Origin of the sequence: Salinibacillus xinjiangensis (assembly GCF_009649735.1) — a bacterium.
Lineage (GTDB): Bacteria > Bacillota > Bacilli > Bacillales > Alkalibacillaceae > Salinibacillus > Salinibacillus xinjiangensis.
In genome coordinates, this window is the sequence record NZ_WJNH01000003.1 from 213,212 (window position 1) to 236,468 (window position 23,257).

General features: G+C 37.0%; 31 protein-coding genes and 2 pseudogenes. 20 read left to right on the top strand and 13 right to left on the bottom strand.

The window, feature by feature from the left end; translation table 11 throughout:
- Window positions 1-3: 3 nt before the first annotated feature.
- Window positions 4-414, top strand: coding sequence for an NUDIX hydrolase (locus GH754_RS06655; RefSeq protein WP_153727940.1), 411 nt, complete (start codon window positions 4-6; stop codon window positions 412-414).
- Between the two features lie 18 nt (window positions 415-432).
- Entirely contained in the window at window positions 433-774 is a 342-nt protein-coding gene (locus tag GH754_RS06660) for a MazG nucleotide pyrophosphohydrolase domain-containing protein (RefSeq protein ID WP_153727941.1), read from the top strand.
- Between the two features lie 64 nt (window positions 775-838).
- Here the strand turns inward: GH754_RS06660 and GH754_RS06665 are convergent, their stop codons facing one another.
- The gene (locus tag GH754_RS06665) at window positions 839-1,702 is read right to left on the bottom strand and encodes an AraC family transcriptional regulator (RefSeq protein WP_323741885.1); all 864 of its coding nucleotides are present in this window, start codon (window positions 1,700-1,702) and stop codon (window positions 839-841) included.
- A gap of 414 nt (window positions 1,703-2,116) precedes the next feature.
- Here GH754_RS06665 and GH754_RS19945 point away from each other — a divergent pair.
- The 6 genes and pseudogenes from GH754_RS19945 to GH754_RS06695 form a co-directional block, all read left to right on the top strand.
- Window positions 2,117-2,434 (top strand): annotated as a pseudogene (locus tag GH754_RS19945) (GNAT family N-acetyltransferase); the annotation flags it as partial.
- A gap of 313 nt (window positions 2,435-2,747) precedes the next feature.
- Window positions 2,748-3,977, top strand: a complete 1,230-nt coding sequence (locus GH754_RS06675; protein ID WP_228550186.1) for an MFS transporter — start codon at window positions 2,748-2,750, stop codon at window positions 3,975-3,977.
- Window positions 3,931-4,551 carry a TetR/AcrR family transcriptional regulator gene (locus GH754_RS06680; RefSeq protein WP_153727944.1) on the top strand — a complete coding sequence of 207 codons (621 nt, stop codon included), beginning with the start codon at window positions 3,931-3,933 and terminating at the stop codon, window positions 4,549-4,551. The genes GH754_RS06675 and GH754_RS06680 overlap by 47 nt, the downstream gene beginning before the upstream one ends.
- A gap of 47 nt (window positions 4,552-4,598) precedes the next feature.
- On the top strand, window positions 4,599-5,018 hold the full coding sequence (locus tag GH754_RS06685) for a GNAT family N-acetyltransferase (RefSeq protein WP_153727945.1): 420 nt from the start codon (window positions 4,599-4,601) through the stop codon (window positions 5,016-5,018).
- Window positions 5,019-5,139: 121 nt separating this feature from the next.
- Window positions 5,140-5,526, top strand: a complete 387-nt coding sequence (locus tag GH754_RS06690; protein ID WP_323741886.1) for an NUDIX hydrolase — start codon at window positions 5,140-5,142, stop codon at window positions 5,524-5,526.
- Window positions 5,527-5,818: 292 nt separating this feature from the next.
- Complete coding sequence (locus GH754_RS06695; protein ID WP_153728094.1) at window positions 5,819-7,264, top strand: flavin monoamine oxidase family protein; 1,446 nt, start codon at window positions 5,819-5,821, stop codon at window positions 7,262-7,264.
- 53 nt (window positions 7,265-7,317) lie between these two features.
- Here the strand turns inward: GH754_RS06695 and GH754_RS06700 are convergent, their stop codons facing one another.
- From GH754_RS06700 to GH754_RS06720, 5 genes and pseudogenes are all read right to left on the bottom strand, one after another.
- Window positions 7,318-7,455 (bottom strand): YvrJ family protein, encoded by a 138-nt coding sequence (locus tag GH754_RS06700; protein WP_153727946.1) that lies wholly within the window; start codon window positions 7,453-7,455, stop codon window positions 7,318-7,320.
- 95 nt (window positions 7,456-7,550) lie between these two features.
- Window positions 7,551-7,766, bottom strand: a complete 216-nt coding sequence (locus GH754_RS06705) for a DUF2922 domain-containing protein (protein ID WP_153727947.1) — start codon at window positions 7,764-7,766, stop codon at window positions 7,551-7,553.
- A 37-nt stretch (window positions 7,767-7,803) separates the two neighbouring features.
- On the bottom strand, window positions 7,804-8,022 hold the full coding sequence (locus GH754_RS06710) for a DUF1659 domain-containing protein (RefSeq protein ID WP_153727948.1): 219 nt from the start codon (window positions 8,020-8,022) through the stop codon (window positions 7,804-7,806).
- 295 nt (window positions 8,023-8,317) lie between these two features.
- Window positions 8,318-8,698 (bottom strand): annotated as a pseudogene (locus GH754_RS06715) (DnaD domain-containing protein); the annotation flags it as partial.
- Window positions 8,699-8,814: 116 nt separating this feature from the next.
- Window positions 8,815-9,114 (bottom strand): helix-turn-helix domain-containing protein, encoded by a 300-nt coding sequence (locus GH754_RS06720; RefSeq protein ID WP_153727950.1) that lies wholly within the window; start codon window positions 9,112-9,114, stop codon window positions 8,815-8,817.
- A 296-nt stretch (window positions 9,115-9,410) separates the two neighbouring features.
- Here GH754_RS06720 and GH754_RS06725 point away from each other — a divergent pair, with 296 nt between their 5' ends.
- A complete protein-coding gene (locus tag GH754_RS06725) occupies window positions 9,411-9,818 on the top strand; it encodes an NUDIX hydrolase (RefSeq protein WP_153727951.1) in 408 nt (135 codons plus the stop codon).
- Window positions 9,819-9,820: 2 nt separating this feature from the next.
- Here the strand turns inward: GH754_RS06725 and GH754_RS19615 are convergent, their stop codons facing one another.
- Window positions 9,821-10,093, bottom strand: a complete 273-nt coding sequence (locus GH754_RS19615; RefSeq protein ID WP_228550168.1) for a phospholipase — start codon at window positions 10,091-10,093, stop codon at window positions 9,821-9,823.
- 166 nt (window positions 10,094-10,259) lie between these two features.
- Between GH754_RS19615 and GH754_RS06730 the strand changes: the two genes are divergently transcribed.
- A complete protein-coding gene (locus tag GH754_RS06730) occupies window positions 10,260-10,874 on the top strand; it encodes an HAD family hydrolase (protein WP_153727952.1) in 615 nt (204 codons plus the stop codon).
- Window positions 10,875-10,901: 27 nt separating this feature from the next.
- Complete coding sequence (locus GH754_RS06735) at window positions 10,902-11,405, top strand: phosphoribosylanthranilate isomerase (RefSeq protein WP_153727953.1); 504 nt, start codon at window positions 10,902-10,904, stop codon at window positions 11,403-11,405.
- Window positions 11,406-11,434: 29 nt separating this feature from the next.
- Here the strand turns inward: GH754_RS06735 and GH754_RS06740 are convergent, their stop codons facing one another.
- Entirely contained in the window at window positions 11,435-11,749 is a 315-nt protein-coding gene (locus tag GH754_RS06740) for a hypothetical protein (RefSeq protein ID WP_153727954.1), read from the bottom strand.
- A 411-nt stretch (window positions 11,750-12,160) separates the two neighbouring features.
- On the opposite strand from GH754_RS06740, the gene GH754_RS06745 reads away from it, so the two are divergent.
- Window positions 12,161-12,703 carry a hypothetical protein gene (locus GH754_RS06745; RefSeq protein ID WP_153727955.1) on the top strand — a complete coding sequence of 181 codons (543 nt, stop codon included), beginning with the start codon at window positions 12,161-12,163 and terminating at the stop codon, window positions 12,701-12,703.
- A gap of 102 nt (window positions 12,704-12,805) precedes the next feature.
- On the opposite strand, the gene GH754_RS06750 is transcribed toward GH754_RS06745, so the two are convergent.
- Window positions 12,806-13,783, bottom strand: coding sequence for a DUF4352 domain-containing protein (locus GH754_RS06750; protein WP_153727956.1), 978 nt, complete (start codon window positions 13,781-13,783; stop codon window positions 12,806-12,808).
- 184 nt (window positions 13,784-13,967) lie between these two features.
- Between GH754_RS06750 and GH754_RS06755 the strand changes: the two genes are divergently transcribed.
- From GH754_RS06755 to GH754_RS06770, 5 genes are all read left to right on the top strand, one after another.
- Window positions 13,968-14,522: a hypothetical protein gene (locus GH754_RS06755; protein ID WP_153727957.1), complete on the top strand. Its 555-nt coding sequence runs from the start codon at window positions 13,968-13,970 to the stop codon at window positions 14,520-14,522.
- A 213-nt stretch (window positions 14,523-14,735) separates the two neighbouring features.
- Window positions 14,736-15,074, top strand: a complete 339-nt coding sequence (locus GH754_RS06760) for an immunoglobulin-like domain-containing protein (protein ID WP_228550169.1) — start codon at window positions 14,736-14,738, stop codon at window positions 15,072-15,074.
- 374 nt (window positions 15,075-15,448) lie between these two features.
- Window positions 15,449-15,688 carry a hypothetical protein gene (locus tag GH754_RS19625; protein WP_228550170.1) on the top strand — a complete coding sequence of 80 codons (240 nt, stop codon included), beginning with the start codon at window positions 15,449-15,451 and terminating at the stop codon, window positions 15,686-15,688.
- Window positions 15,689-15,753: 65 nt separating this feature from the next.
- Complete coding sequence (locus tag GH754_RS19630) at window positions 15,754-15,915, top strand: hypothetical protein (RefSeq protein WP_228550171.1); 162 nt, start codon at window positions 15,754-15,756, stop codon at window positions 15,913-15,915.
- A gap of 136 nt (window positions 15,916-16,051) precedes the next feature.
- Window positions 16,052-16,822 (top strand): class I SAM-dependent methyltransferase, encoded by a 771-nt coding sequence (locus tag GH754_RS06770; RefSeq protein WP_153727959.1) that lies wholly within the window; start codon window positions 16,052-16,054, stop codon window positions 16,820-16,822.
- Here GH754_RS06770 and GH754_RS06775 read toward each other — a convergent pair.
- Both GH754_RS06775 and GH754_RS06780 read right to left on the bottom strand, forming a co-directional pair.
- The gene (locus GH754_RS06775; protein WP_153727960.1) at window positions 16,815-17,120 is read right to left on the bottom strand and encodes a 2Fe-2S iron-sulfur cluster-binding protein; all 306 of its coding nucleotides are present in this window, start codon (window positions 17,118-17,120) and stop codon (window positions 16,815-16,817) included. The genes GH754_RS06770 and GH754_RS06775 overlap by 8 nt on opposite strands.
- The gene (locus GH754_RS06780; RefSeq protein WP_194841302.1) at window positions 17,120-18,772 is read right to left on the bottom strand and encodes an FAD-dependent oxidoreductase; all 1,653 of its coding nucleotides are present in this window, start codon (window positions 18,770-18,772) and stop codon (window positions 17,120-17,122) included. Before GH754_RS06780 ends, GH754_RS06775 begins: the two co-directional genes overlap by 1 nt.
- Before the next feature lie 198 nt (window positions 18,773-18,970).
- Here GH754_RS06780 and GH754_RS06785 point away from each other — a divergent pair, with 198 nt between their 5' ends.
- The 3 genes from GH754_RS06785 (at window position 18,971) to GH754_RS06795 (ending at window position 20,993) form a co-directional block, all read left to right on the top strand.
- A complete protein-coding gene (locus GH754_RS06785) occupies window positions 18,971-19,741 on the top strand; it encodes a maleate cis-trans isomerase family protein (protein ID WP_153727962.1) in 771 nt (256 codons plus the stop codon).
- Window positions 19,725-20,456, top strand: coding sequence for an aspartate/glutamate racemase family protein (locus GH754_RS06790; protein WP_153727963.1), 732 nt, complete (start codon window positions 19,725-19,727; stop codon window positions 20,454-20,456). The genes GH754_RS06785 and GH754_RS06790 overlap by 17 nt, the downstream gene beginning before the upstream one ends.
- A 123-nt stretch (window positions 20,457-20,579) precedes the next feature.
- Window positions 20,580-20,993, top strand: a complete 414-nt coding sequence (locus GH754_RS06795) for a hypothetical protein (protein ID WP_153727964.1) — start codon at window positions 20,580-20,582, stop codon at window positions 20,991-20,993.
- Between the two features lie 408 nt (window positions 20,994-21,401).
- Here the strand turns inward: GH754_RS06795 and GH754_RS06800 are convergent, their stop codons facing one another.
- Entirely contained in the window at window positions 21,402-21,839 is a 438-nt protein-coding gene (locus tag GH754_RS06800; RefSeq protein WP_153727965.1) for a cell wall hydrolase, read from the bottom strand.
- A 426-nt stretch (window positions 21,840-22,265) separates the two neighbouring features.
- On the bottom strand, window positions 22,266-23,168 hold the full coding sequence (locus GH754_RS06805; protein ID WP_153727966.1) for a LysR family transcriptional regulator: 903 nt from the start codon (window positions 23,166-23,168) through the stop codon (window positions 22,266-22,268).
- Between the last annotated feature and the right edge of the window lie 89 nt (window positions 23,169-23,257).

Below are 23,257 nucleotides of genomic sequence, written 5' to 3' on the forward strand. Positions count from 1 at the left end.
GTAATGCAAGGTAATAATGTGTTAATGGTTTATAACAAAGATAAGGACAAGTTGTTGATGTGTGAAAGGTTGAAGAACCCATATAAGGGATTAAGTAATTTAGTTGGTGGGAAAATCGAAAATGGAGAAACAGGTATTGAAGCTGCTTATAGAGAACTTCTTGAAGAAACTAACATTTCCAAAGAAGATATAAAACTTCATCATTTAATGGATTTTACATACTATCTTCAGGACTGTTACGTTGAAGTATATGTTGGTAGATTAAAGCGAGAAGTATCGGTTTCTGGTGATGAAAACATTCTGTATTGGTCAGATTTAGATAATAACTTTTTTGATATGTCTTCCTATGCAGGCGAAGGAAATATTGGGCATATGATAGAGCAAGTGAACTATGTTAAAGATCATTTATTGTAATAAAAGAGGGGTCCCATTATGAAGCAATTATCAATTCATGAGTTACAGCGCTATCTAGCATTACAATACAAAGAAGGAAGCACATCTTCTGCTTTGTTTTTGAAACTAGTAGAAGAAATTGGCGAAGTAGCAGAGGTACTAAACCAATTAGAAGGGAGAAAGGAAAATACAGGAGATACTTCCTTAGAAAAAGAATTAGTTGATGTTATACACTATGCTGTGGCCATCGCGAGCATAAATAACATTGATTTATCAAAGGCCATTATTAAAAAGGATAGGCAAGCAGCAATCAAATATAATCAATCTCCAAATTTAGAGGAATTTATAGAAATACAAAATAAAGATATTCACAGAAATTAAAGCTAACGAGGTAAATATAAAAAGCAACGCCCAATTATCAGCGTTGCTCTTCTTACATGTGTTATTACTTACTCCGAACAGGAATCCAAATTTCACTATAGGCATAGTTATTTTTATGATGATCCATTTTAGTAAATGAAAAAGAAGGAGCATTGATTATTTCATAATTGGAAGAAGGAAGCCATTCAGAATATGTTTTTGCCATTGTTTCTTGTAACGTTGATGGAAATGGTCCTTCGTTTGGAAATATTGCCCAAGTGCATGCTTCGACTGGTACTTTATCTAATCGATCACTTACTTGAGTTTCTGTCGTTAAAACACCGATCAAGTGAGTTAAATCTCCTTCTTCCTTTAGGAAATTTTCGTCAGCATTATAAGAAGCATTAACAATTTCATAGGGTTCTATATTTTGAAGAGAGTGCATTTCTTCTCTTTGTTCTTCCGTTATGCTTTTTGCAAGTATTACAATCTCGTTATTTACACCTTCAAATTGCATTGGAACACGTTTACTAACACCAACTAGATTAAACGCTGGTTTGTCCTCAATTCTAAATTCCATAGAAATTCCTCCTTTAACAGTAATGACGAATGAAAGTTTAGGATAAGATTTGCTTAGCCCTTTTTTTATTACGTCTGAGGGTAAAAAACCACACCACTTTTTAAATGCCCGTGTAAAACCGTCGACTGACTGATAGCCATATTTAAAAGCAACATCCGTAACCGTTTCTCCACTCAATAAATCCTTATTTGCTTCAGATAGTTTCCTGTTTTTAACATACTCATGTAGCGTCAAACCCGAAAGATGATAAAATACGGTTCTAAAATGATAGTCCGAAACTCCCGCATATTCAGAAATGTTTTCAAGAGTCAGGTCATTGGTTAAATGAACTTCAATATAGTCAATTACTTGGTTTAGTTCTTTTAACACTATATCCCCTCCTTCCATGAATACATAATAGCAAAGCAAATATAAAAGTACTCGACATTTGTAATAAAAAAATATCGTATTGTTATATCTTAGTTAAACAAACGGGTGGTAAAGTTTAACAAAGCGATCTACATTTTGGTCATCTATAATTATTTGGAATATTATGTTAAAATCTATTTTAGAAAATATTGAGCATTTAAAGATAAATTAAAAAGGGAAAAAGGAGAAAATATGGTAAAAATTTTGAAGGCTAATGAAAGCCACGTTGAAGGAATTTCAAGTGTATGTATTAGGGGATATTGGGCGACATATGGGGAAAGTCACTCAAAAGAGTGGATTGAAAAAGTGATACAAGATTTTTATAATCACTAGAGAATATAAAGGGAAGTAACAGAATTTAATCGTGATTGGGGTGGGTATTTTGTAGCAGTTGAGAACGGAAAAGTAGTTGGTGCAGCAGGCGGAGGAATGATAGATGAAGAGGTAGGAGAATTATTCATTATATACATTGACCCTACAAGAAGAAATGAAGGGATTGGCACAAAATTGTTGGATGCTGTTACGAAACAACAGAAAGATGAATATGGAGCTAAAGAGCAATGGGTGTCTGTTCAAAAAGGAAATATGAAAGGAATTCCTTTTTATGAAGCTAAAGGTTTCAAATTTCAATATGAAAAAGTTCCAGAAGAGGATCCATCATATATTAAATTAAGATATTCTAGGAAGATATGAAGTCATTTTTTCAACAAAAGGGTACTTTAACTCAACTAGGGGATTGTCAATACAGCGGTTCCTTTAACTATATGGAGAGAATAGTTTAAGAAACAATAATTATTTGGAGTGTGGTGCCGTCTAACCCTAGTACTGATCTCAAACCACGATTTTCACCTCAACACAAGCCCAACTTTAAAAATAATAAAAAAACAGTTGTAAAACGACACCGGTGTCGGTATAATGAAATTACCATAAACGACAATGGTGTCGTTTTAGAAAAGAGGAGATCGGTATGAAAAGGCTGGCGAAGAACAAAGGGTATGTGACACTGATGAGTGCGCAGGCAATCTCAAGTATTGGTGACTGGCTCAGTATTGTGGCGATTATTACACTTGTAGGACTGAAATGGAATGCCTCACCTATGGAGGTTTCGTTCATTATTCTTTGTCTGGCAGTGCCAATGGCTTTACTTGGTCCGGTTGCCGGCATTGTGGCGGATCGTTTCAGTCGGAAAACGATCATGATAATCTCGGACGTTGTGCGGGCAGGGTTAATTCTTTTTTTGACAGTCGCCACTGAAATCTGGATGGTGTATGTCACGTTGTTCACGGTTGGACTGTTTTCAGCTGTGTTTATTCCAGCTAAAAACGGAAAATTAAAGGAAGTTGTTTCTGAAGATGATATGAAGGGTGCAATGTCCATCACCTCGATGATTGATTCCTCGACGAAAATTCTTGGTCCACTGATTAGTGGGGTCCTAGTGGCTGCTTTCGGCGCACAAAAGGTATTTTTCATCGATTCAGCTACATTTGTGATATCTGCCTTTCTATTGTTTTTCCTGCCTAACGCTGTAAAAGTAGAGGCTGTGGAGAAAGAAACGAGCGGAGAGAAGGAATCTTTCAAAAGAGAGTTCGTCGAGGGGCTATCACATATTAAATCAAGCCGCTTCATGGTGATTGGACTACTACTTACCGGGATAAGTCTACTAATCCTACAGCTGGCTGACTCACAGATCATCGTTTTGCTGCGTGAACTGACCAACGCATCGCCTGATTTGTTCGGTTATCTTGTCACTGGTTCTGGCCTAGGTATGTTTTTCGCGGGTCTTCTACTTGCCAAAAAAACTGACTATCGTGCGTATCCGGTTATGTTATTTGGTGTCTGTGGGATTGGGCTAAGTTTTGGTTTGATGGGAGTGTTAACCCATTATGATATTGGCTATTCGATCATATGGGGACCGGCATTGGGATTTACAGGCGGTTTTTCAGCCAGTCTAATTTTTGTTCCATTCCAGGCGACGGCACAGGTGGAAACATCCGTGAATATGACGGGGCGTGTATTTGGTGTAATTAATAGTGTCATGACAACTGCAACCATCATCGGTCCCTTACTCGGTGGTTGGCTGGCTACGGTCATTGGGATTATCCCAACCTTCACAATCACGTCAGGGCTGCTGGTGCTAGTATCTATAATTGGAGTATTTACCAAGAAAAAAGTGAATCGGGGGAATAAGCATGGCACCACGGGTGAGCGAAGAACATCTGCAGCGACGACGGGCTGATATTCTGAACGCTGCGACAAATGTTTTTATGGAAAAAGGCTATGAAAATACCACAATGAAGCACATAATGGAAGCGGCTGGTGTTAGCCGTGGCGGGCTTTACCAGTATTTTGCCAATAAAGAAGACCTTTTTGAAGCTTTGTTGGAAGAGGGTCTTCATGAGGAAGCAACGAATATTGAGCAATTAATGAAATCGTCTGATTCCCACTGGGGGTTGCTAATGGAAATGATGTTCGGCAAGAGTCGAAATCCCGATGCCAAAATGGATCCGCTTGCCGCGAGTAAGCTAGAATTCTTTATTACAGGCAGGAATGATGACAGACGACGGGCTTATGGACAGAAACGCTATAAGCTCGGGGTCCGTCTTTATGCGGATGTTATTAAAGCTGGCCAGGATGCAGGTGAATTCAGTGATCGGCATGACCATGAATTGCTCGCCAAATCAATCATCACATTCATCGATGGACTGGCACTTGATGATGCCATTTTGCCTGAGGATGAGGTGCAGATTGAAAAGCAGTCAAAACTATTTGTGGAGTATTTGAAGATGGCATTGGAAGTACAGGAAATATAAAAAATGTTAGAGTTGTTTCCGAGTAATTTCAAGAAAGGAATTTTTTTATGGAAATAAATTTGAAAGCTACGGAAAGAATACTTATTCGACCATATGAAGAAAAAGACTTTAATAAAATACAAGATTTAAACAAAGCAGAGGGATGGACTACTTTAGTAGAGAATTACTTCAATACAAAGAAAGCGTGGGAACATTCAAATGTAGCCTATGTTGCTGAAGTCGAGGGACATGGTGTCATTGGCTATGTAAGAGGAATTACTGATACTCGTATAAGTCTATTTATTTGTGAATTATTAATTGATAGAAAGTATAGGGGATTAGGGGCAGGAAAAGAAATTCTTCACTACGTACATAATAAATATCCGAACACAAGGATTGAATTACTTGCTAATCGTACTTCGCGGTCATTTTATGAAGGAATGGGTTTTCGTGCCTTTTATGGATTCAGGAAAACCTTTCAGGAGTAAGGTCTTGTAGAAGATTGCTAATATGAGAAGATAGATGAAATGGATTACATACAGCATTTAAGGTCTATGGTAGGAAACGAGAAAGTTATTATGGTTGTTGCCGTAGCATTCGTCTTTGATAATGAAAAATCGAGTGCTGTTGCAAAAACGTTCAGATAATGGTAAGTGGGGATTACCTGGCGGTTTTATGGAATTAGGAGAAAGCGTACACGATGCAGCTAGAAGAGAAGTTTACGAAGAGACGGGACTTACATTAGATGAACTTGAGTTATTTGGGATTTATTCGGGCCCTCAATATGATAAGACATTTCCAAACGGCGACCAAGTATCACCTGTTTTAATATCATTTATTTGCAAACAGTATACGGGGAAGTTAGTGGAAAGTAACGAGGAGTCTCTTCAGATTAGATTTTATTCGCTTAGTGAACTTCCGGAGAATATATTTAGTGAACACAAGATGCTTATAGATGACTTATTATCGAAAAAACGATTTCCTGTTATAGGATAAAAGGGGCTTATCTACAAGAAGGATAAGCTCCTTTTTGAATAAATTGGAAGGAAAAAGGTATATAATAAGAGAATTACTTGATATAACAGATTAAAAGAAAAGGAGAGGTAGAATTTGCACAAGATATGAAAAGAATCGTTCAGAGATTAAAATTGTTTTACACGTTATTTTAGTTGTGTCGATTGTTTTTTCATAGTACAACCTGCTTACTGAATATGTTTAATAGAATTCATCCATTCAGTAAGGGGGAAACTATGTGAATTACGTATTTCCTCAGATTCCCGAAGAAAAAATGCTCTCCATAATACGAAATGGGCTTGTAAAAACGGAAGTACCTAAGAAAATCATTGTTTTGGGTGCAGGAATGGCAGGACTAGTATCAGCATCCCTGCTCAAGCAAGCAGGACACGATGTTACCATTCTTGAAGCAGCTGATCGGGTAGGGGGACGAATTTATACGATAAGGGGTAACTTTAAGGAGGATCAATACTTTGAGGCTGGTGCCATGCGAATTCCCGATTCTCATTCCCTGACTATGGAATACATAAAAAAGTTCAAGCTCCCCACGCATGAGTTTATTAATACGACTCCAAACGATATCATCTATGTGAAAGGGAAAAAAGTTCTGAGAAAGACATATGAACAGAACCCAGATATTTTGAATTTTCCCGTTTACCCCCATGAAAGAGGAAAAACGGCTGCTGAATTACTACAATCGGCCATTAAGCCCATTACCGAATTAATTGAACAAGACCCAAAGAAATACTGGCCTTGGATTATCAGTGAATTTGATAAGTATTCGATGGATTTTTATTTGAGATATAATCCATATGGCGTTGCGTTATCACCAGGTGCAATTGAGATGATTAAAGTACTCCTTACACTTGAGGGGTTAATTGAGCTATCGTTTTTAGAGCAATTACGTGAACTGTTGATTTTATTCAAACCTGACATTACGTTTTATGAAATCACAGGTGGTAACGACAAGCTTCCTAGAGCATTTATGGATCAATTACAGGATGACATTTATTTTAGTCAGTATGTAAAGAAAATTGTACAGCACGATAACCATGTAACAGTTCATGCTGTCCATAAAGTCTTAGAGCCGACTCAGATTACGGGTGACCTTGTCATTGTAACCATCCCATTTTCAGTATTACAATTTGTTGAAATTGAACCTCGAGACTCGTTTTCAGAGAACAAATGGAAGGCGATTAGGGAGACAAACTATGCCGGTTCTACAAAGACTGGAATACAATTTAAAAATAGATTCTGGGAAAAGCAAGGGCTTATAGGGGGGCAAACCGTAACAGATCTCCCTATCAAATATGTTCAGTACCCAAGCCATGATATCGGTTCAGACTCTTCAGGTGTTATCTTAGGAAGTTATACTTGGGAGGATGATGCTGTTCCTTGGGATAGCTTGGAGGATGATAGACGCTTTGAATATGTATTAAGAAATTTAGCGACTATTCATGGAGATCAAGTGTATCAGGATTTTCAAGGAGGAGTAAGTCACAGTTGGATCAGATATCCATACACTGCTGGGGCTTTTACCATGTTTAAGCCTGGTCAAGTAACCGAGTTAACCCCTCATATATCCTCACCAGAAGGAAGGGTTCATTTTGCAGGAGAGCATACCTCAACTACTCACGCATGGATCCAAGGTGCAATTGAATCAGGAATTCGTGTTGCAAACGAAGTAAATCATTTACCTCGAACATATTTTAGTTCATAAATGTATTTGATGGAGCTTTGACATGCCTTGTGCATACTCAAAGCTCCCTTTGCTTATTCCTTCATCTTATTTGGCAATGCCAAGATTGAATCGTTGAGAAGGTCGAGCTTTCCCTCAATTCGATGTAATAAATAAAAGGTTACCACTACTGGAAATCCAACCTGTGGAACCCAGTTGATCCACTCTTCCATGTATTTCACCTCCTAGATTATTATTTTTCGACATTTTTCAATCAAACGTTTGTTTGAAAAAAGGGGAGCGATAATGATTTCGCTCCCCAAGTCTATTACAGCTCAATTTCCGTTACATTTCGCTCTACAATACGTGCACTCTTTTTCCCGACTAAGTCACCGCCAGATGATGCAAAAGCATTCTGGGCAATAATCTCGTCCATAGCTGCATTAATGACAGCTGGGTCAGCAGGTTCTACTGGGTTGTCAAAAGAATACGTAACGGTTTTATTTTCCTGGTTTGTAAACTTTAATTCTAGTGTTTTGGCCATGTTCTAACCTCCTTTCCATTTGAAATCGTGCCACTCACTACTCTAAGATAATAGCTGAATCGTTACGTTGGACCTCATATAGAGCCAACTGTTGCAGTGGTGTCACGGCATTTGTGATTGCCATTAACTGATCTGGAGTGGCATCTGTTTTGACATTGTTGAAGCTCTTACTCTTGTACTCCATGTTTCCATCATCCCCAACACCTGTTTCGAAAATCAGCTTTAATGAGGATCGAAGTGGTTGCGCCATTGCCATGGTCGATCACCTCCTTTCACTTCTATAATCGTGAGAAGTGGGGAAGAGGTGTCTATGAAAATGAATTTTTATACTACCGAATGACATGCGGTTAATTTTATTGGTTAATCTACAAATTTCGGATACACTAGTTTATTTTAAATGACAATCCAGTATTCAAATGAGCAATTCACTTTATTTCAGGTTCAATTCACGTAATCTAGTTAACAATTAACAAAAAGAATAAGATAAAGATCTAATCAATGCGATGGATAAAGGTGCAATTCTTGTTTTCAGCCCCACACAATCTAAATTCCTATACCCCCAATTGAACGGGGACAAGGGAGGTCTTTTTATATTTATCCAAGATTCCAGCAAGCTCTTGTTTCTCATGCTCATAATCATGTTGGGGCGCATCTACTTTAGGCTTCTTCCTATCCTCTTGATCAAACCAGCCTGTTAATACTTCTTGTTTATAGGGATGGCTTCGTGAGCGCTTTGGATTCTGTTTTTGAAATGAAAGGACCTCTGCTTTGGCCCTCTCCACACTTGTCACACCTTTATTCGCCCAGCTTTGTAAGATGCCTTTTACATAACCCCAGCTTATTTTGTTCCGCTCGAGTGCTTTTTTCATCGCTTCAATCACTAACTCATCGCCAAATTCAGAAATCCAGTTTTTGAGCTCGTCCAACAGGTAGGGGGTGGTTTCATGAAAATTTTACTTTGAAAAATGAATTCCCGGCGTGCGTATAGCTGTATGATTGTTTTGTTTCTGTTTTGTTTATGTTTAATAATGGGTCCGGATTGTGGGTCTTATTGTAGTCCATAATGGACAACAAACTGACCATTTGATATTTCAGGAGCTCGATTTCCGCCCCGAGTTCGATAGTGAATATAGCCTTTTTCGACTAATTCATTTCTAGCCCGTTTAAATGAAGTTTTACTTAACCCAGAATTGGATTGTAAAACAGATTGAGCTACCGTAAATTGTGGTTTCCACCCGGTAAGATTGTTCACATGCATGAGTGCATGCCAAAGGCTGTTCGCATTGTGGGATATTGGGTTCGTTTGGATTTGCGTGTAAAAGGCTTTGATTTCTTTAATATAATTCATCGATTTACTTCCTTCCGACAGGGTTATTTCGTCACTTAACGACGTTAGGTCTATCATAATGAAAGATGTGGAAAATAGCATGGTAGTAAATTTGAAATTTGCTAGAGCATACTTCACGTTTGACCGACGAAAAATGAAGTTTCAGCCCTCAAACTTAGTATACGGGGTGTTTCATTGGAAGTTTAGCTTTATTTTGGTCAATGTTAGGTCAAATAAGGATTGTCGATTCAAGTGTTGAAATTATATTAGTGAGATATATTTATAAATAAGGAGTTATAAATAAGGAGTTATAAATCATGACGGTACCAAAGCACATTGTTTCAGCAGCCACGATTGTCCTTAACGATAAAGGTGAAATTTTACTGATTAAAGGTCCTCGTAGGGGCTGGGAAATGCCAGGTGGACAAGTTGAGGTTGGGGAATCATTAAGGGAAGCTGCAATTAGAGAAACAAAGGAAGAAACAGGTATAGATGTAGAGATTCAAAAGTTTTGTGGTATTTTCCAAAATGTAAGTGGTTCAATCTGCAATACTTTGTTTTTAGCAATCCCGATTGACGGAAAACCTACTACGAGTACTGAAAGTTTAGAAGTAGGCTTTTTTCCTATAAAGGACGCCCTAGAGATGGTTACTTGGAAAAACTTTAGACAAAGAATAGAGTATTGCTTAAATGCGAATCTACATCCTTTTTTTGAAGAATTTTAATTCTACCTTGTTACAGAGCAAGTAATCAGTGATTGTAAAATAAAATAGATATACATCAATGCAGCAACTCTACCTTTTTTTGTTGATAGGCTCTTTTTGTTACGTAGGCATTTCATCATTTCACGGTCACATTCACAAAAGCTTCTCCCTCGTTTTAAACAAAAATCGTGCCTCTTGCAGCAAGCGTCTACATCATTGATTGGTGCACCGGGACCGCTACAGCCTGGTCCGCACCACCTGTAACCTGGAAAAACACAGACGTACATTTCCTTCATTTGAATGCATCTCCTAACATTATTTGTAATATCTATATATGAAACCAGTTAGAAAAAGGAATGTTTACTTACCTAGTCCAAGCATAATTGGTGGATTTGTACTATTTTGGTAGACTTGTTGGAGATGGAGCATCAAGACTATATTAAGATTTGAGGAGAGAAATAGATGGATAGTATAATCTTTGATTTAGATGGAACATTATGGGACTCAAGAGAAGCAGTAGTGAAGGCTTGCAACCAAGTTATTAAGCAATATGAGGAGCTTGAGGAAATAACGGTTGAGGATTTAAAAGCAACAATGGGGCTACAAGCTGATGATATAAGTCGCAAACTGTTTCCTAACATCAGTGAGGAGGATGGAAAAGCGGTTTTACAAAAATGCTTTGAAGTTGAAATTCAATACATAGAAAAAAGAGGTGGTCAGTTATACGAAAACCTTAATAAAGTGTTAGAGAAATTATCAAGAGATTATAAGCTCTTTATCGTGAGTAATTGTCAGGCAGGGTACATTGAAGCGTTCTTTACGTATCACCAATTAGGTCGATACTTTGTCGATTTTGAAAACCCAGGAAGAACAGGTTTGTCAAAAGGAGAAAATATTAAACTTGTAATGGAACGAAATGAATTAAAGACCCCGGTTTATGTGGGGGATACGGACGGTGATCAAAAGGCAGCTCACTATGCAGGAATTCCGTTTGTGTATGCCAAGTATGGCTTTGGCGAGGTCGAGAAATATGATTATTATATTGAAAAAGTGGAAGAGTTAGTTGATATGTTTTAGAAGTCACTACCTATAAAGGAGAAATAAATGAATAAGGACAAATTTGATGAATTTATTAAAATAGCTAAAAAGTTAAATGACAACGAAATCATACCTTTGTTAATGGGATCAGTTGGTTTAGAAATTATTACAGGAAAAGATTGGGATGCTCAAGATTTAGATATTCATGTACCTGGTGATCACAGAGGATGGGAAGTACCGCCTGAATTATCCATATATAATTGGGAAGATATCGTGCAAATTATGAATTCGATGGAATATAGGTTAATCGATTTGCATGAACACGAGTTTTGTAAGGACGGGTTATCCGTTGAGTTTGGAATTATTGACACTTTACCAGATTTCGCTGGTGTACAATTAGAGGATTTAGAAATGCATCAATGGGGAGATGTAAAATATTATTTACTAAATCCGGAGCAATATTTAAGAGTTTACAAGTCTTCATCTAAAGATAGATATCGAGCGGACCAAAACAATAATAAGGATTTTAAAAAAATAACCTTTTTGGAGGAAATGATGATTAATGAATAGAGCCAACACATTTTGTTGGCTCATAAGGTTTATTTCCAGTTATTACCGACATTTAAGTTGAAATCTGGGTCAAAGTTAAAATATGCACTTGTCTCTGGACTTACTTCAACATTTGGATTAACTTGAGTTTGCGGATTTACTTCTAAGTTCGGATTAATCTGGGTTTGCGGGTTTACCTCTAGGTGAGGATTGACTTGAGTATAAGGGTTGAATTGTAAATATGGTTGAGACGCCAATTGATTAAAGTACATAAATGAATGGTAACAATGATTATAGTGAGCTTGTGCTTCCTGCATTTTTTTCAAATAGAAATCTCTTCTTTTTATTATTTCATGTTGATGCATTCGATTTCCTCCTTTATAGCATTCCATATAATGGTATGAATATAGAAGGAAATAGTTACATGTCTATTTTAAAATGGGCTCAACTCTTTTCTCATAAAAAGATGAAGTCATCAGGAGGTTAATTTTGGGATCTATTTTAACAATAGCGTATGTTTTAGCAACTGCCGGTGTCTTATTTTATATGGGTAAGTCTGGTATCAAGTGGGGAGAGGAAAATGAAGATGAGTGTGTATAGCCATTAAAAGGAAGAGGAGATTTGGACAAGAAGATCATCGCTGATGGTCTATTTTTTTGTGAGCTACATGGAATATTATGTTAAAATTAAGTTGTGAAAATGTTGGCAAAAATGTCCGATAAAGGGGGGCTCTTATCATTAAAAAGTTAGCCTTTGTTTTAATAGGGGTATTATTGTTGCTGGGTTGTTCGAGTGACACAGGTGGAATATCAGAAGAAAGTCCTTTTGGTGAATTACAAAAGGCTATCAGCGAAGAATTAAACGCGGATATTTCACTCATTCCTTATGAACCATACCCATTGACATCTGCTTTTTACGTCCGCACAAATGATGGAAAGGTGATCAATGCAAGCTTGATTTATAGCAAAGTGGAGGGCGAAAAGGAATTACTTGACCCTGATGATCCTTCTGTTTATACAGCTATAGAGAAGGATTTTATCTTTGGGCCATACAAAGGGGAGAGAATGATAGGTATCTCCATTGAACGATCAGATGAAGCTAATATAAACTTCGATGATCCCACATTTAACACGAAGGAAGTCAAAAATAGAAAGATATATTACTATGAAGATAAATTTGCCCAATTTCATCGGTTAAATGTATATATCCCATCTGATGAGGTTGTCTATGGTTTGGCTTTTGAAATGAATAAAGACAAAGAATTTCGACAAGAGTATGCTTTTGATTTTATGGAAGAACTTATAGAAAGTATGAACTAAATATTAGTTTATTAATGATTAGAATAATTAATATGTGTTGTGCTCAACTTCTGCATCATTTAACTGATTGAATCATTTTAGACATAAAAATATACCGAATGATTATTTTGGATATATCTCATCATTCGGTATATGCCAGACTGCTTGTGTACGGTGAATCACATCTTCCATCACAAATTGATAAAACTCGGAATCATGAGCATCAAATATCACTTTTCCGTAAATCTTTTGTTCTGGTTTTAAAACTTGGTGCAAACTATCGTTACCTTTCAACATATAGGTGTGCGGTTGCTTGTAGGATTCACTATCGAATAAATCCATCTGTGCTACAGGATGGATGTTGATGACTTTGTTGCTTGTGTTTTTGATCGTTACGAGTAGAGTAACAAAATCATCATGTTGTGGCCGGGTAAACTCATTGCCATTTACATAAGAAACAGTTCGTAATTTCACTTTCATTTCCTCAAATTGAACTGTATCGCCAATGGATAACACTTGAGATTCCGCATTCGTAAAATTCCCTTTAAATTTCTTGTTTGTGGTTTCTTCTTTTGTTCCATATGAATTGTCGTTTACAAACTCGTTTATATAAGCATTTTGCTCTGAGTCTGTCATTATTCCTGTTGCGTTATCATCTGGATATCCAAGCCATTCATTAAGAGAATTGTGATAGTCAACCCAATTTTTATCCACTTCCCATTTCATGTCGGCAACTATTTTTCGATATGTGTCATGGTGTTCAAAATTTTTCTTGTTATCTAAAATGTATGTTAATTGGTCCACTACTTTATCTGAAATAGGCAAGTGGAAATGTCCTTGTTTATCGGCAGCAGAAACTTTCTGATGTGAAATCTCATGTAGCATCTTTTGAAATTGTTCTTCGGATGGAATCGAATGAAAGGTAGTCGATTCTTTATTCGTTACTTCAGGAATAGGTTGGGGTTGATATACCTTGTTTTCTATTGCTTCCTTTTGTCTTATTTCTTGAATTACTTTTGCATCCGATACGATGGAAAAAATGAGATATCCGATTGCCAAAGCACTTATTGTAAACATAAAGGCTACAATTTTTCGATACACCTGGTTCACTCCTTTCTAATACTTATCCTATCAAAAATCATGGGGTACATTTGTAGGATTTTGTAAATTAGTACTAGTTTTCCTTTTTTTATTTTAGCAATGAGTGCTTTTTTGGAAGAAGGGTTAATGCTCTTTTTGGTTGAAGTAAAGCAAAAGGACCAGATGGTTTAATAGGGGGATAAAAATGAAGAGAGTGCTTGTTTTTATATTTCTAGTTTCTATGTTTTTTATACTCGGATGTAATGATAGTGAGATATCAGATTATGATGACACTGATGTTGCGGCCATCGTAAGAGGAGAAGAAATAACGGTTGGTGATTTACGTTTTTTATATCCTGATGATAAATTATTTGAATTTCTAGATGGTACGATTAAGGCAAAATTAGCCGAGCAAGAAGTGAAAAACTTAAATCTTGATGTGTCACAAGAGCTGCAAGAAATACAAGAAACGAAAAGTATAGTGGGTACTTATCCTGCTGAGGACGATGATTCTGAATATGCAAATGCAGCTCGCGAATTTGCAGATGCTCAGTCTGCTAAACTTGGATTGGATCCAGAAGAATATTTTGAAAAACATTACGAAAAAACTCAGGAAACGAGTGTTTACGTTACAGCCTACATTGAAGAGATGCTAGGTAAACCAAAGGATATTGGTGAAGGATATACCGAAAAAGCCAATAAGTTGTTGGATAACTTACTAGAAGAAAATGAAGATGAGATTCAGATACTAATCAAGTAAATTAGAAGGCTTGTTTAATCAGTTTGTTTTCATTTGTGTTAGCGAATCCTATTCTTCAAGTTAAATTAACGGGGTGATTACATTAAGATAATATATTTATGTTCACTATTCTGTTTGATACTTTTATCAGGCTGCATATCAAATCAATCCGTAGATACAACAGACTGGAAGCACACAAAATATGAAACTGTAAACAACCTTGATGGAGTAACGATGATTGTGAAGGAAGGAGCAGTCTCCTCTACTGGCTTAACTGTCATTTTCGAGAATAACTCCGACAAGCAATGCGTCTATGGTGAAGAGTTTTGGTTGGAAAAGAAAATCAAGGGAAATTGGTATCAAGTTCCTATAGCTTTAGATGGTAACTATGGATTTAATAGTATTGGCTATAACTTGGATCCATCAGATGTAAAGGAATGGACAGTTGATTGGGATTGGCTCTATGGAAGTCTGGATCCGGGTGAATACCGGATTGTAAAAGATATACTTGATTTTAGAAAAGCTGGGGACTATGATAAGTACTATTTGACAGCGGATTTTACAATTAATTAACCTGACATTTTTGTTAAATATTAAGGGGTAAAAGAAATTATTCATGACTAAAAAAGGGAGGAAAGTATAATGACTGAATTATTTTCCAAACATTTTAAACTAGAAAAAGTAAGTGAGGGTTTTTTTCAGCAATCGCAAAAGACGGTGGTGGATCAATTGGGAATGCTGGTTTCGTAGACTTAGGTGGAAAAACACTTGTTTTTGATACTTTTAACACATAACAAGCAGCTGAAGATCTAAGAAATATAGCAGAAAACATTACGAATCAACCTGTCTCTTGGGTAATTAATAGTCATTTCCATGGCGATCATATTAGAGGTACCCAAGTATTTAAAGATTGTAATATAGTTTCAAGTCAAACAACATTGACACAAATGAAGGAAAACCATCCAGAACGTATTTCTGAACAGAAAGCCGATATTGATGGCGTGAAAAAATATATTGAAGCACTTACAGAACAAAATGAAAGTTCCCCTGATATTCAGAAAAAGAATGAAATAAATTTTTTAAAAGAGCTTGAAATCTCACTCCCTGACTTAGAATTAGTCTTACCGCAAATAACCTACTCCAACAAATTTCTATTTTCGGAACCAAACGGACTGCTAGGCTATTGACATTTGGAGGTGGTCATTCACCTTGTGATTCTTTCCTTTATATACCTGAAGATGAAATTATTTTTATGGCTGACCTTCTTTTTGTAGGTATGCATCCATCATTCTTTTCGTATTCCAATCCAACACAATGGGTAAATATTTTACATGAAGTTTCAATTCCTGATGAATATAAGGATTGGACAACCATACTGTTTATTAGAAATTTAGAAGTGTTAAAAGATATGTAATTCAAGATTATCCCTTATTAAACAGACTCTTAAAAAAGTTGGTGGTGTTATGAAAGTGGAAGGGTTGAAACGAGAACATATGAAGTGGTCATAACACCGAGAAGTAAAAATCTATCAATAAAGAGAGGCAATATTAATGAAAAATCTCTATGGGAACGTCGCAATGGATTTCAACAAATATCGTTCGGGTTATCCTAGCAAATTCTATAAAAAACTCAAGGAACATTATAATATTCCTTTAAAGAATCAAAGAGTATTAGATATCGCTACATCAAATGGATTGGCAGCTAGAGACTTGGCATATCAAGACTGTGTGGTTACAGGATTAGACAACTCTGTAGAACTTATAAATGAAGCAAAGGAAATAAATCAAGTTGAGAAACTAAATATAGAATATTTAGTTGGAGATGTATCAGGACTACCTTTTGACGATATGTCATTTAACCTTGTAACAGCAGTTCATTGTTGGAAAGTCCTTCCTACTTATGAAGCCTGTAGTGAAGCATTTCGTGTACTAAAAAAGGATGGGAAATTAATTATTGCCCAATTTGATCAAATCCCTGTTAATGAAAATATCGTATCTAAAACCGAAAGACTTGTTTCTGACTTTAACTTTGAATGGAAAAAACAAAACCGTACTGGAATTTATCCTGAATGGGTAAAAGAAATCTATGAAGTTGGATTTTCAAAGGTTGAAACATTTTCTTTTGATATTGATATTACATTTACTCATGAACAATGGAGAGGGCGCATGAGAACAGACGCAGCCATTGGGGGAAGTTTATCTCCAGAAGAGGTGCATTTATTTGATCTTGAGCTAGAAAGCCTATTAAAAACAAATTACTCGAGCGATGTTTTAAAGGTTCCCCATCGAATGTTCTCAATTGTTTGTGATAAAGCTAATTAGCCGGTACCTTCACAAGGTCTTTAATCGTTTTTCCTTTAGGAAGGGGAGATACAAAAAGATACCCCTCGTCATTAGGTTCTGCAATCGTCATGCAGCTCAGGCTAGGTTTTCCGTTGATCATCATCATGCAGGTGGCACACAGCCCCGTGCGACAGGAAAAACGGTAGGCGATGGTCTCATCATGGTGATGATAAATTTCCTCTAAAACATCGAGCACCGTCATGTCTGGGCTGTGGGTAACGTCATAAGTTTTTGTATTTGTCTCTGTCCTTTGAATTTTCACTTGAAGTTGCGCCATCAAGAAACTCCTCCTTTAGGGGCGAAAGTATGAAATGTAAATTCACCATTCGAAAACTGAACATTGGTTTTTTGTGTTTCAGCTGCCAATGAAGGGTAGTCGGTGTTGTAGTGTGCCCCTCGACTTTCCTTTCTCATGTATGCTGCACCAACAATGGCCTGGGCAGTTTGAATCATATGTCTAACTTCAATATAATCAAGAATTTCTCGTGACATGAAATCTTTTTTGATATTAACCTCAGCCAACTGTGCTTGAACGTCCTTCAGCTGCACCTTGGCTTGTTGAAGACCTTTGTCCGAACGAATCACACCGACATGCTCTCCTAAAATTTCTTGTATGCGTTGTTTGAGCTGATAGGGTCTTATTTTGCCTTTGGTAGTAGAAAAGAGAGGGGACCATTTATCCTTCCATTCCTCTAAATCTGTATGATCTGAGTTCATACCTTTTAAAGACATTTCAGCAGCACCCATTCCTGCTCTTGCCCCAAATACCACACATTCAGATAGGGCGTTGTTTCCGAGACGGTTCCCGCCATGTAGGCCACCTGCTGTTTCTCCCGCCACAAATAACCCTGGAACAGAAGAGGCTGCATGTTCGTCAATTTGAATTCCGCCCATCATAAAGTGAGCTGCAGGTCCAACCTCAGCACGATGTTTGGCTAAATCTATTCCACGGTCCAAACATAGTTCATATTCATGGGGAAATTCCTTTTTGATTTGTGTGATTGCTTCTGTCCCATCGAGGTAGACACCACCATTTGGCGTACCGCGACCAGCTACCACTTCATTCGCAATGGCAATGGCTAGCTTATCTCTCGTTGTATCCTCCATGTTTTCGGGTTCGTAGTTTTTCATAAAACGCTCACCAAGGCTGTTGTAAAGCTTTGAGTAGTGATAAAAACTAATGCAAAACCCAGCTATTGAGCGAGGTGCAACCATACTAACGGGGTAAAATTGAACCTGTTCCATATCGACTAGATTCGCCCCAACACCCAATCCAAGAGCAAAGCCGTCGCTAGTAGATTGGACAGGGTTACTAGTAACTGGATATAACTGTCCGATGCCTCCCGTTGCTAGAATGACGGCTGTACTTTCAATGAAATAGGGTAGATTGTTTCGTAAATCATAGACAATAGCCCCTGAAATCCGACCGGAAGATTTCACGAGCTCAAGCGTAATCACATCGCTCCATGTCTTTACATTTCGGGACTTTTTCACTAGGCGAATAAGGGTTTGAAGAATTCCTAGACCTGTTTTACCTTTTCTAGCACTTATGGATCGAGGTAGACTGTGTCCAGAGGTGGCTGATAACGCAACTTCCTTTTGCTCATCAACATCTAGCTTTAAGCCCCAGCTAATGAGGTCTTGTAAACGTTCCGAAATATCATGGGCAAGGGTTTGCGTCAGTTTCGGATCACTGAGTCCACGTCCACTTTCCTCTATATCGTTTCTGTACGCGTCTTCATTGTCTCTTGGGTCTGACCAATCACCTAAACTAGCAATTTGGACAGCTCCCGTAGTAGAACCACTTTTGCCAACTGCACCTTTGTCAATCACTAATACGTTTTGGCCAGACTGGGCTGCGTAAACCGTTGCTGCAAGACCTGCAGCACCAGAACCAATGATGAGTACATCTGTATTGATGGTTTCCATGAACATCACCCCTTATCTGGGAATTCGATACCGTCCGATTAAAAAATGACTAAACGATTTTTATAATGACATGATTTTACGAAAAAGTAAAATAAAAATTAAAATGTTCAGAACATATTGACACCGATTATACCTACCCCCTAGAATAAAAAAAGCTAATTTGAAACAGTCTTAAGAAAATCACGAGGGAGAGGTAGAATGAATCCAAAAATGAGTTCACCTAAGGTAGGGTTTCTTTATCCAGGTTATGCAGCAGAGGATGATTATCCACGTTTAGGGAAGATGGTTAACCCGAATGTTGATGTGGAATTAATTATTACGGAATTCAATGAAGACGCTCACACAGTCGAGGCACTCAGCGAAATGGGGAGTAACCGTCGTATTGTGGACGGAACGAAACATTTAGTTGGGAAAGGTGTTCAATCGGTGCTATGGACCTCAACAAGTGCCAGTTTTGTCCGAGGGTTAGAGGGAATTAAAGAACAAATCGCGACACTTGAGGAACAATTAAATGTGCCTGCTTCGACTACAGCATTAGCTTTTGTTCGTGCAGCCAAAGCGATAGGTGCCAAACGAGTGGCACTTGCGGCAACTTATCCAGAAGATGTGGCACTCTTATTTAAGGTACTTTTGGAAAGCTTCGATATTGAAGTAATTCAATTTGCCAGTAAAGGAATTATCACAGCAGCAGAGGTTGGAACGCTTCAAAAGGATGAGGTAGGCAATCTAGCAGTAGAAAATGATTGCCCAGACGCGGATGCCTTATTTATTCCGGATACAGCACTGCATTCTGCTGAATGGATTGAGGATTTGGAAGAAGCCGTACAAAAGCCTGTTCTTACAGCGAACCAGGTGAGCTTTTGGGAAGCCTTACGCTTAACAGGTCAATTTACACCACAGAAAGGATTAGGTACCTTGTTTAAACAGGAATTACCTAAAGAGGGAGAGCTGGATGTTATTAAAAGCTAACAAGGGGCAAGTCAGTTACGGTGAGTCAATTGGAATTCTATTACTAGATACATTTACCCCGTTTATTCCAGGAGATGTGGGGAATGCGACCACCTATTCGTTTCCTGTCAGATACCAAACGGTTAAGGGGTTTACATTTGATAAATTACTAGAGAAAGATGAATCCATGTTGGAGCCTATTCTCGAGGCAGGTCAGAACCTCGTAAATGAAGGAGTGAAGGCGATCACGTCTGATTGTGGGTACATGGCCATGTATCAACAGGAAATCGCCAATGAGCTAAAAGTACCTGTATTCATGTCAAGCCTGCTTCAAATACCTTTTCTTTCATCGATGTTACGAATGGATGAAAAAATCGGCATTATTTGTAGTAAGGCTTCTGATTTTGAGGATGAACTGCTCGTAAAACTCGGAATTAATCCTAACATTCCACTGGCCGTTAAAGGTATGGAAGGTAAAGAAAATTTCGTGAATGCGGCCCACGAAGAAATCGGCACCCTTAATCCTGAGTTAATCGAAAAGGAAGTTGTGGAAGTAGCTCAAGAAATGGTTCAAGAGGATTCAAACGTTAAATTGATTCTACTAGAATGTAGCAGTCTTCCCCCATATGCAGCATCTGTTCAACGAGCTGTCAACTTGCCCGTGTTTGATTTCGTTACCATGATCAACTATGTGCAGTCTGCTCTTGTTCAGTCTAGATTTACGGGTTTTATGTGAATGATTGTCTCAATTAATGGGGCATCTAGCAGTCCAAGTAAGCTATTGGACTGTTTTTTTAATGGTAAAATAAGACTTAAATAGATTGAATTGTTTAAAGTAAATAAATATAGGAGTGGTTATTTGCAGTCAAAACATACTCGTTATTGGATTCTATTTATTTGTTTTACCACCCTATTTGGTATAGGGACATGGTTGGTAGAGTTGATGGAAGGAAGTAAAATTCATACAACCGAACACATTGATTTTGGTTTGGTCTTAATCCTGTATGGTGGGATTGGCGGCAGTGTAGTATTCGGGATATTCATGCTTCCTTTAACCTTTACCATGCAAAGGTATTTTAATAATATGCTAATCAAAATGATGGTTTATTTAACCGTTGGATACTTCATGGGAAGATTGATTTTCAGATTGAGTTTTCAGGATGAACACGTTCAATATTACAATCTTAGCGAATTAAGCTCAGTGCTTGTTTTTATGGGGGCTGGTTTGGTATATGCCTTGGTGGATAACTATACAACTCATAAAAAAGAGTAAAGTTTACTTTTATTGAAACCTATTACAATAACTTAATTAATCCTCATAAAGGAGGAAATTATTAAACGTGTGCCGTTAGACAAAGAAAGGATAATGCAACAATTACTACGTAGAAATATTTCGTGTATGCATGGGGTGGATTAATATGTTTAGGAAAAGTATCAGATTTCCTATAATATTTTTTTTAGTATCTTTTATTTGGCAGTTAATTTTTGATAAGGAGGTTAAGTGGGTTGATAATATAGGGGTAAGTATTATGATGTTCTTGTTTATTCTATTATATTATTGGTCGAAAAAGATTTTCCAAGGGAATTGATACTAACATGTGCTATAGTTCAATAAGTTAGAGAAGATTATAATTAAATGTTGCCAAACAAATCCCCCCACAAAGTGTGAGGGAGTTTGTTATTATCGATAAGCACTTGGGCATGTATTAGCTACGGGTTCGTAATAGCAATGCTGTTTATATTGTCCCGTTAATTGTTGACTGTACCATGTTGGAGGACATTGACCATAAGGATTAAAGTACCATAAAGCAAATTTAGATGGGTGTTGTCTCCAAAATTTCACTACTTTTCGTGCTAATTTTTTCTCTACTTCTCTTGCCGGGTTATAAAATAAATTCCCTTTTTGCACGGCTTCAAAAGAGTAATTTCCACCTTGGACTTGAAAAATGACATCACGTATGGATCTTACATCCTTAAAATCTAAGCAATCAGCATTTGTTCGATTTACAATGACATTCCCAACCATGAGCATCCCCAGTTTTCCTTCAGCCTCGGCTTCCGCTCTCATCATCCTTGCTATTAAATTAATGTCCTTTTCGGTATACGCTACTCTTGCCAATCTAATCACCTCTATAAAGATTTTATGAAAAAAAATTAGATAAGTGTAAGATTATCGTGATTTTTATTTGATTTGGCATGTACCTCTTTAAAGGTATTCTTTTTCTGTTACTGGGCTAGTTCTTCAAGAAGGAGTTTAGCTTATGCTTATTGAACTAAAAGCTAGCTAGATATTTTAACAATATTTCTTTATCATTTTCATAAATGTTGCCGTATGGTTAATTACTAATTTTTTATTTTAGTGTATAACACAATGATCTAAATACTTTGTAATTGATTTATGCGGCAGATGGTTGGAGGTAAATATTGATGAACAAAGAATAATGAGCTTGGCAGAAATAGAACAAAAGGCACGGGAAATTTTCCCATGCCTTTTTCTATGCGAAATATAATCTAAGTTCTCTATGTATGTCATCGACCTTTAACCTTAAGATATATTTTTATCTTTTAACATTTGACGTGACAAGTCTATAAATGATTCTAAGGGAATACTCATTGATTTATCTTTGTGCCAAGCAATTTGTGTAAAAATAGGAGGAGTATTACGTTTCCAATTGAGAGCTTTTAAGCTACCTGACTGAATTTCCTCCTTCACGACCAAAGAGGGTAATTTTGCTATACCGATTCCCGTTATGACACATTGTTTTATCGCTTCTATACTCACAAATTCTATCTTATTGGAAGGAAATATTTCTGATTCACGTAGTGTATTTTCAAAAATTGTACGGTATGAACAGCCTCTTTCAGTTAATAATAGTGTTTCATCTTTTAGATCTTGAGGATACACTTCGGGTTTATTGGCTAATCGATGATTAATTGATGCCACGATCTTCATTTCATCTTTTACCAAAGGTTCTACTTCTAATGAATCCTTATACCGTACTTCATCCATAATGAATGCAATATCTAGGTTTCCCTTAAGCAATTGTTCTTTCGCCATTTCATCTGAATGTGCGGGTTTAAATATTAATTTAACATTGGGAAATTGGTATTGAAATTCCTTAAGTAAAGGAGGAAGCCTATATGTACATTGGCTTTCTTGTGCCCCTATAATTAATGTGCCAGATGGTTCATTACCTCCTGTTGCTATTAATTTGGCTTCTTCAGATAAGGTTAATAACTTATCTGCATATGATTTGAATTGCTTTCCGGCATCCGTTAAATATAACTTCTTTCCTAATCTTTCAAATAACTTTGTATCAAGTTCATCCTCAAGAGATTTAATTTTAGCCGTGACAGTAGATTGTGCAAAGTTTAAGTTTTTTGCTGTTTGAGTAAAGTTTAAATTTTCTGCCGCTATTTTAAAAGTGAGTAACTGTTTTGTATCCATTTTCACCTTCCTGTAATCGATATTTTCGATTGATTAAATCAAATTATTCATCTTTATTAATTGATGTATTCATTTTATGATAATTACAA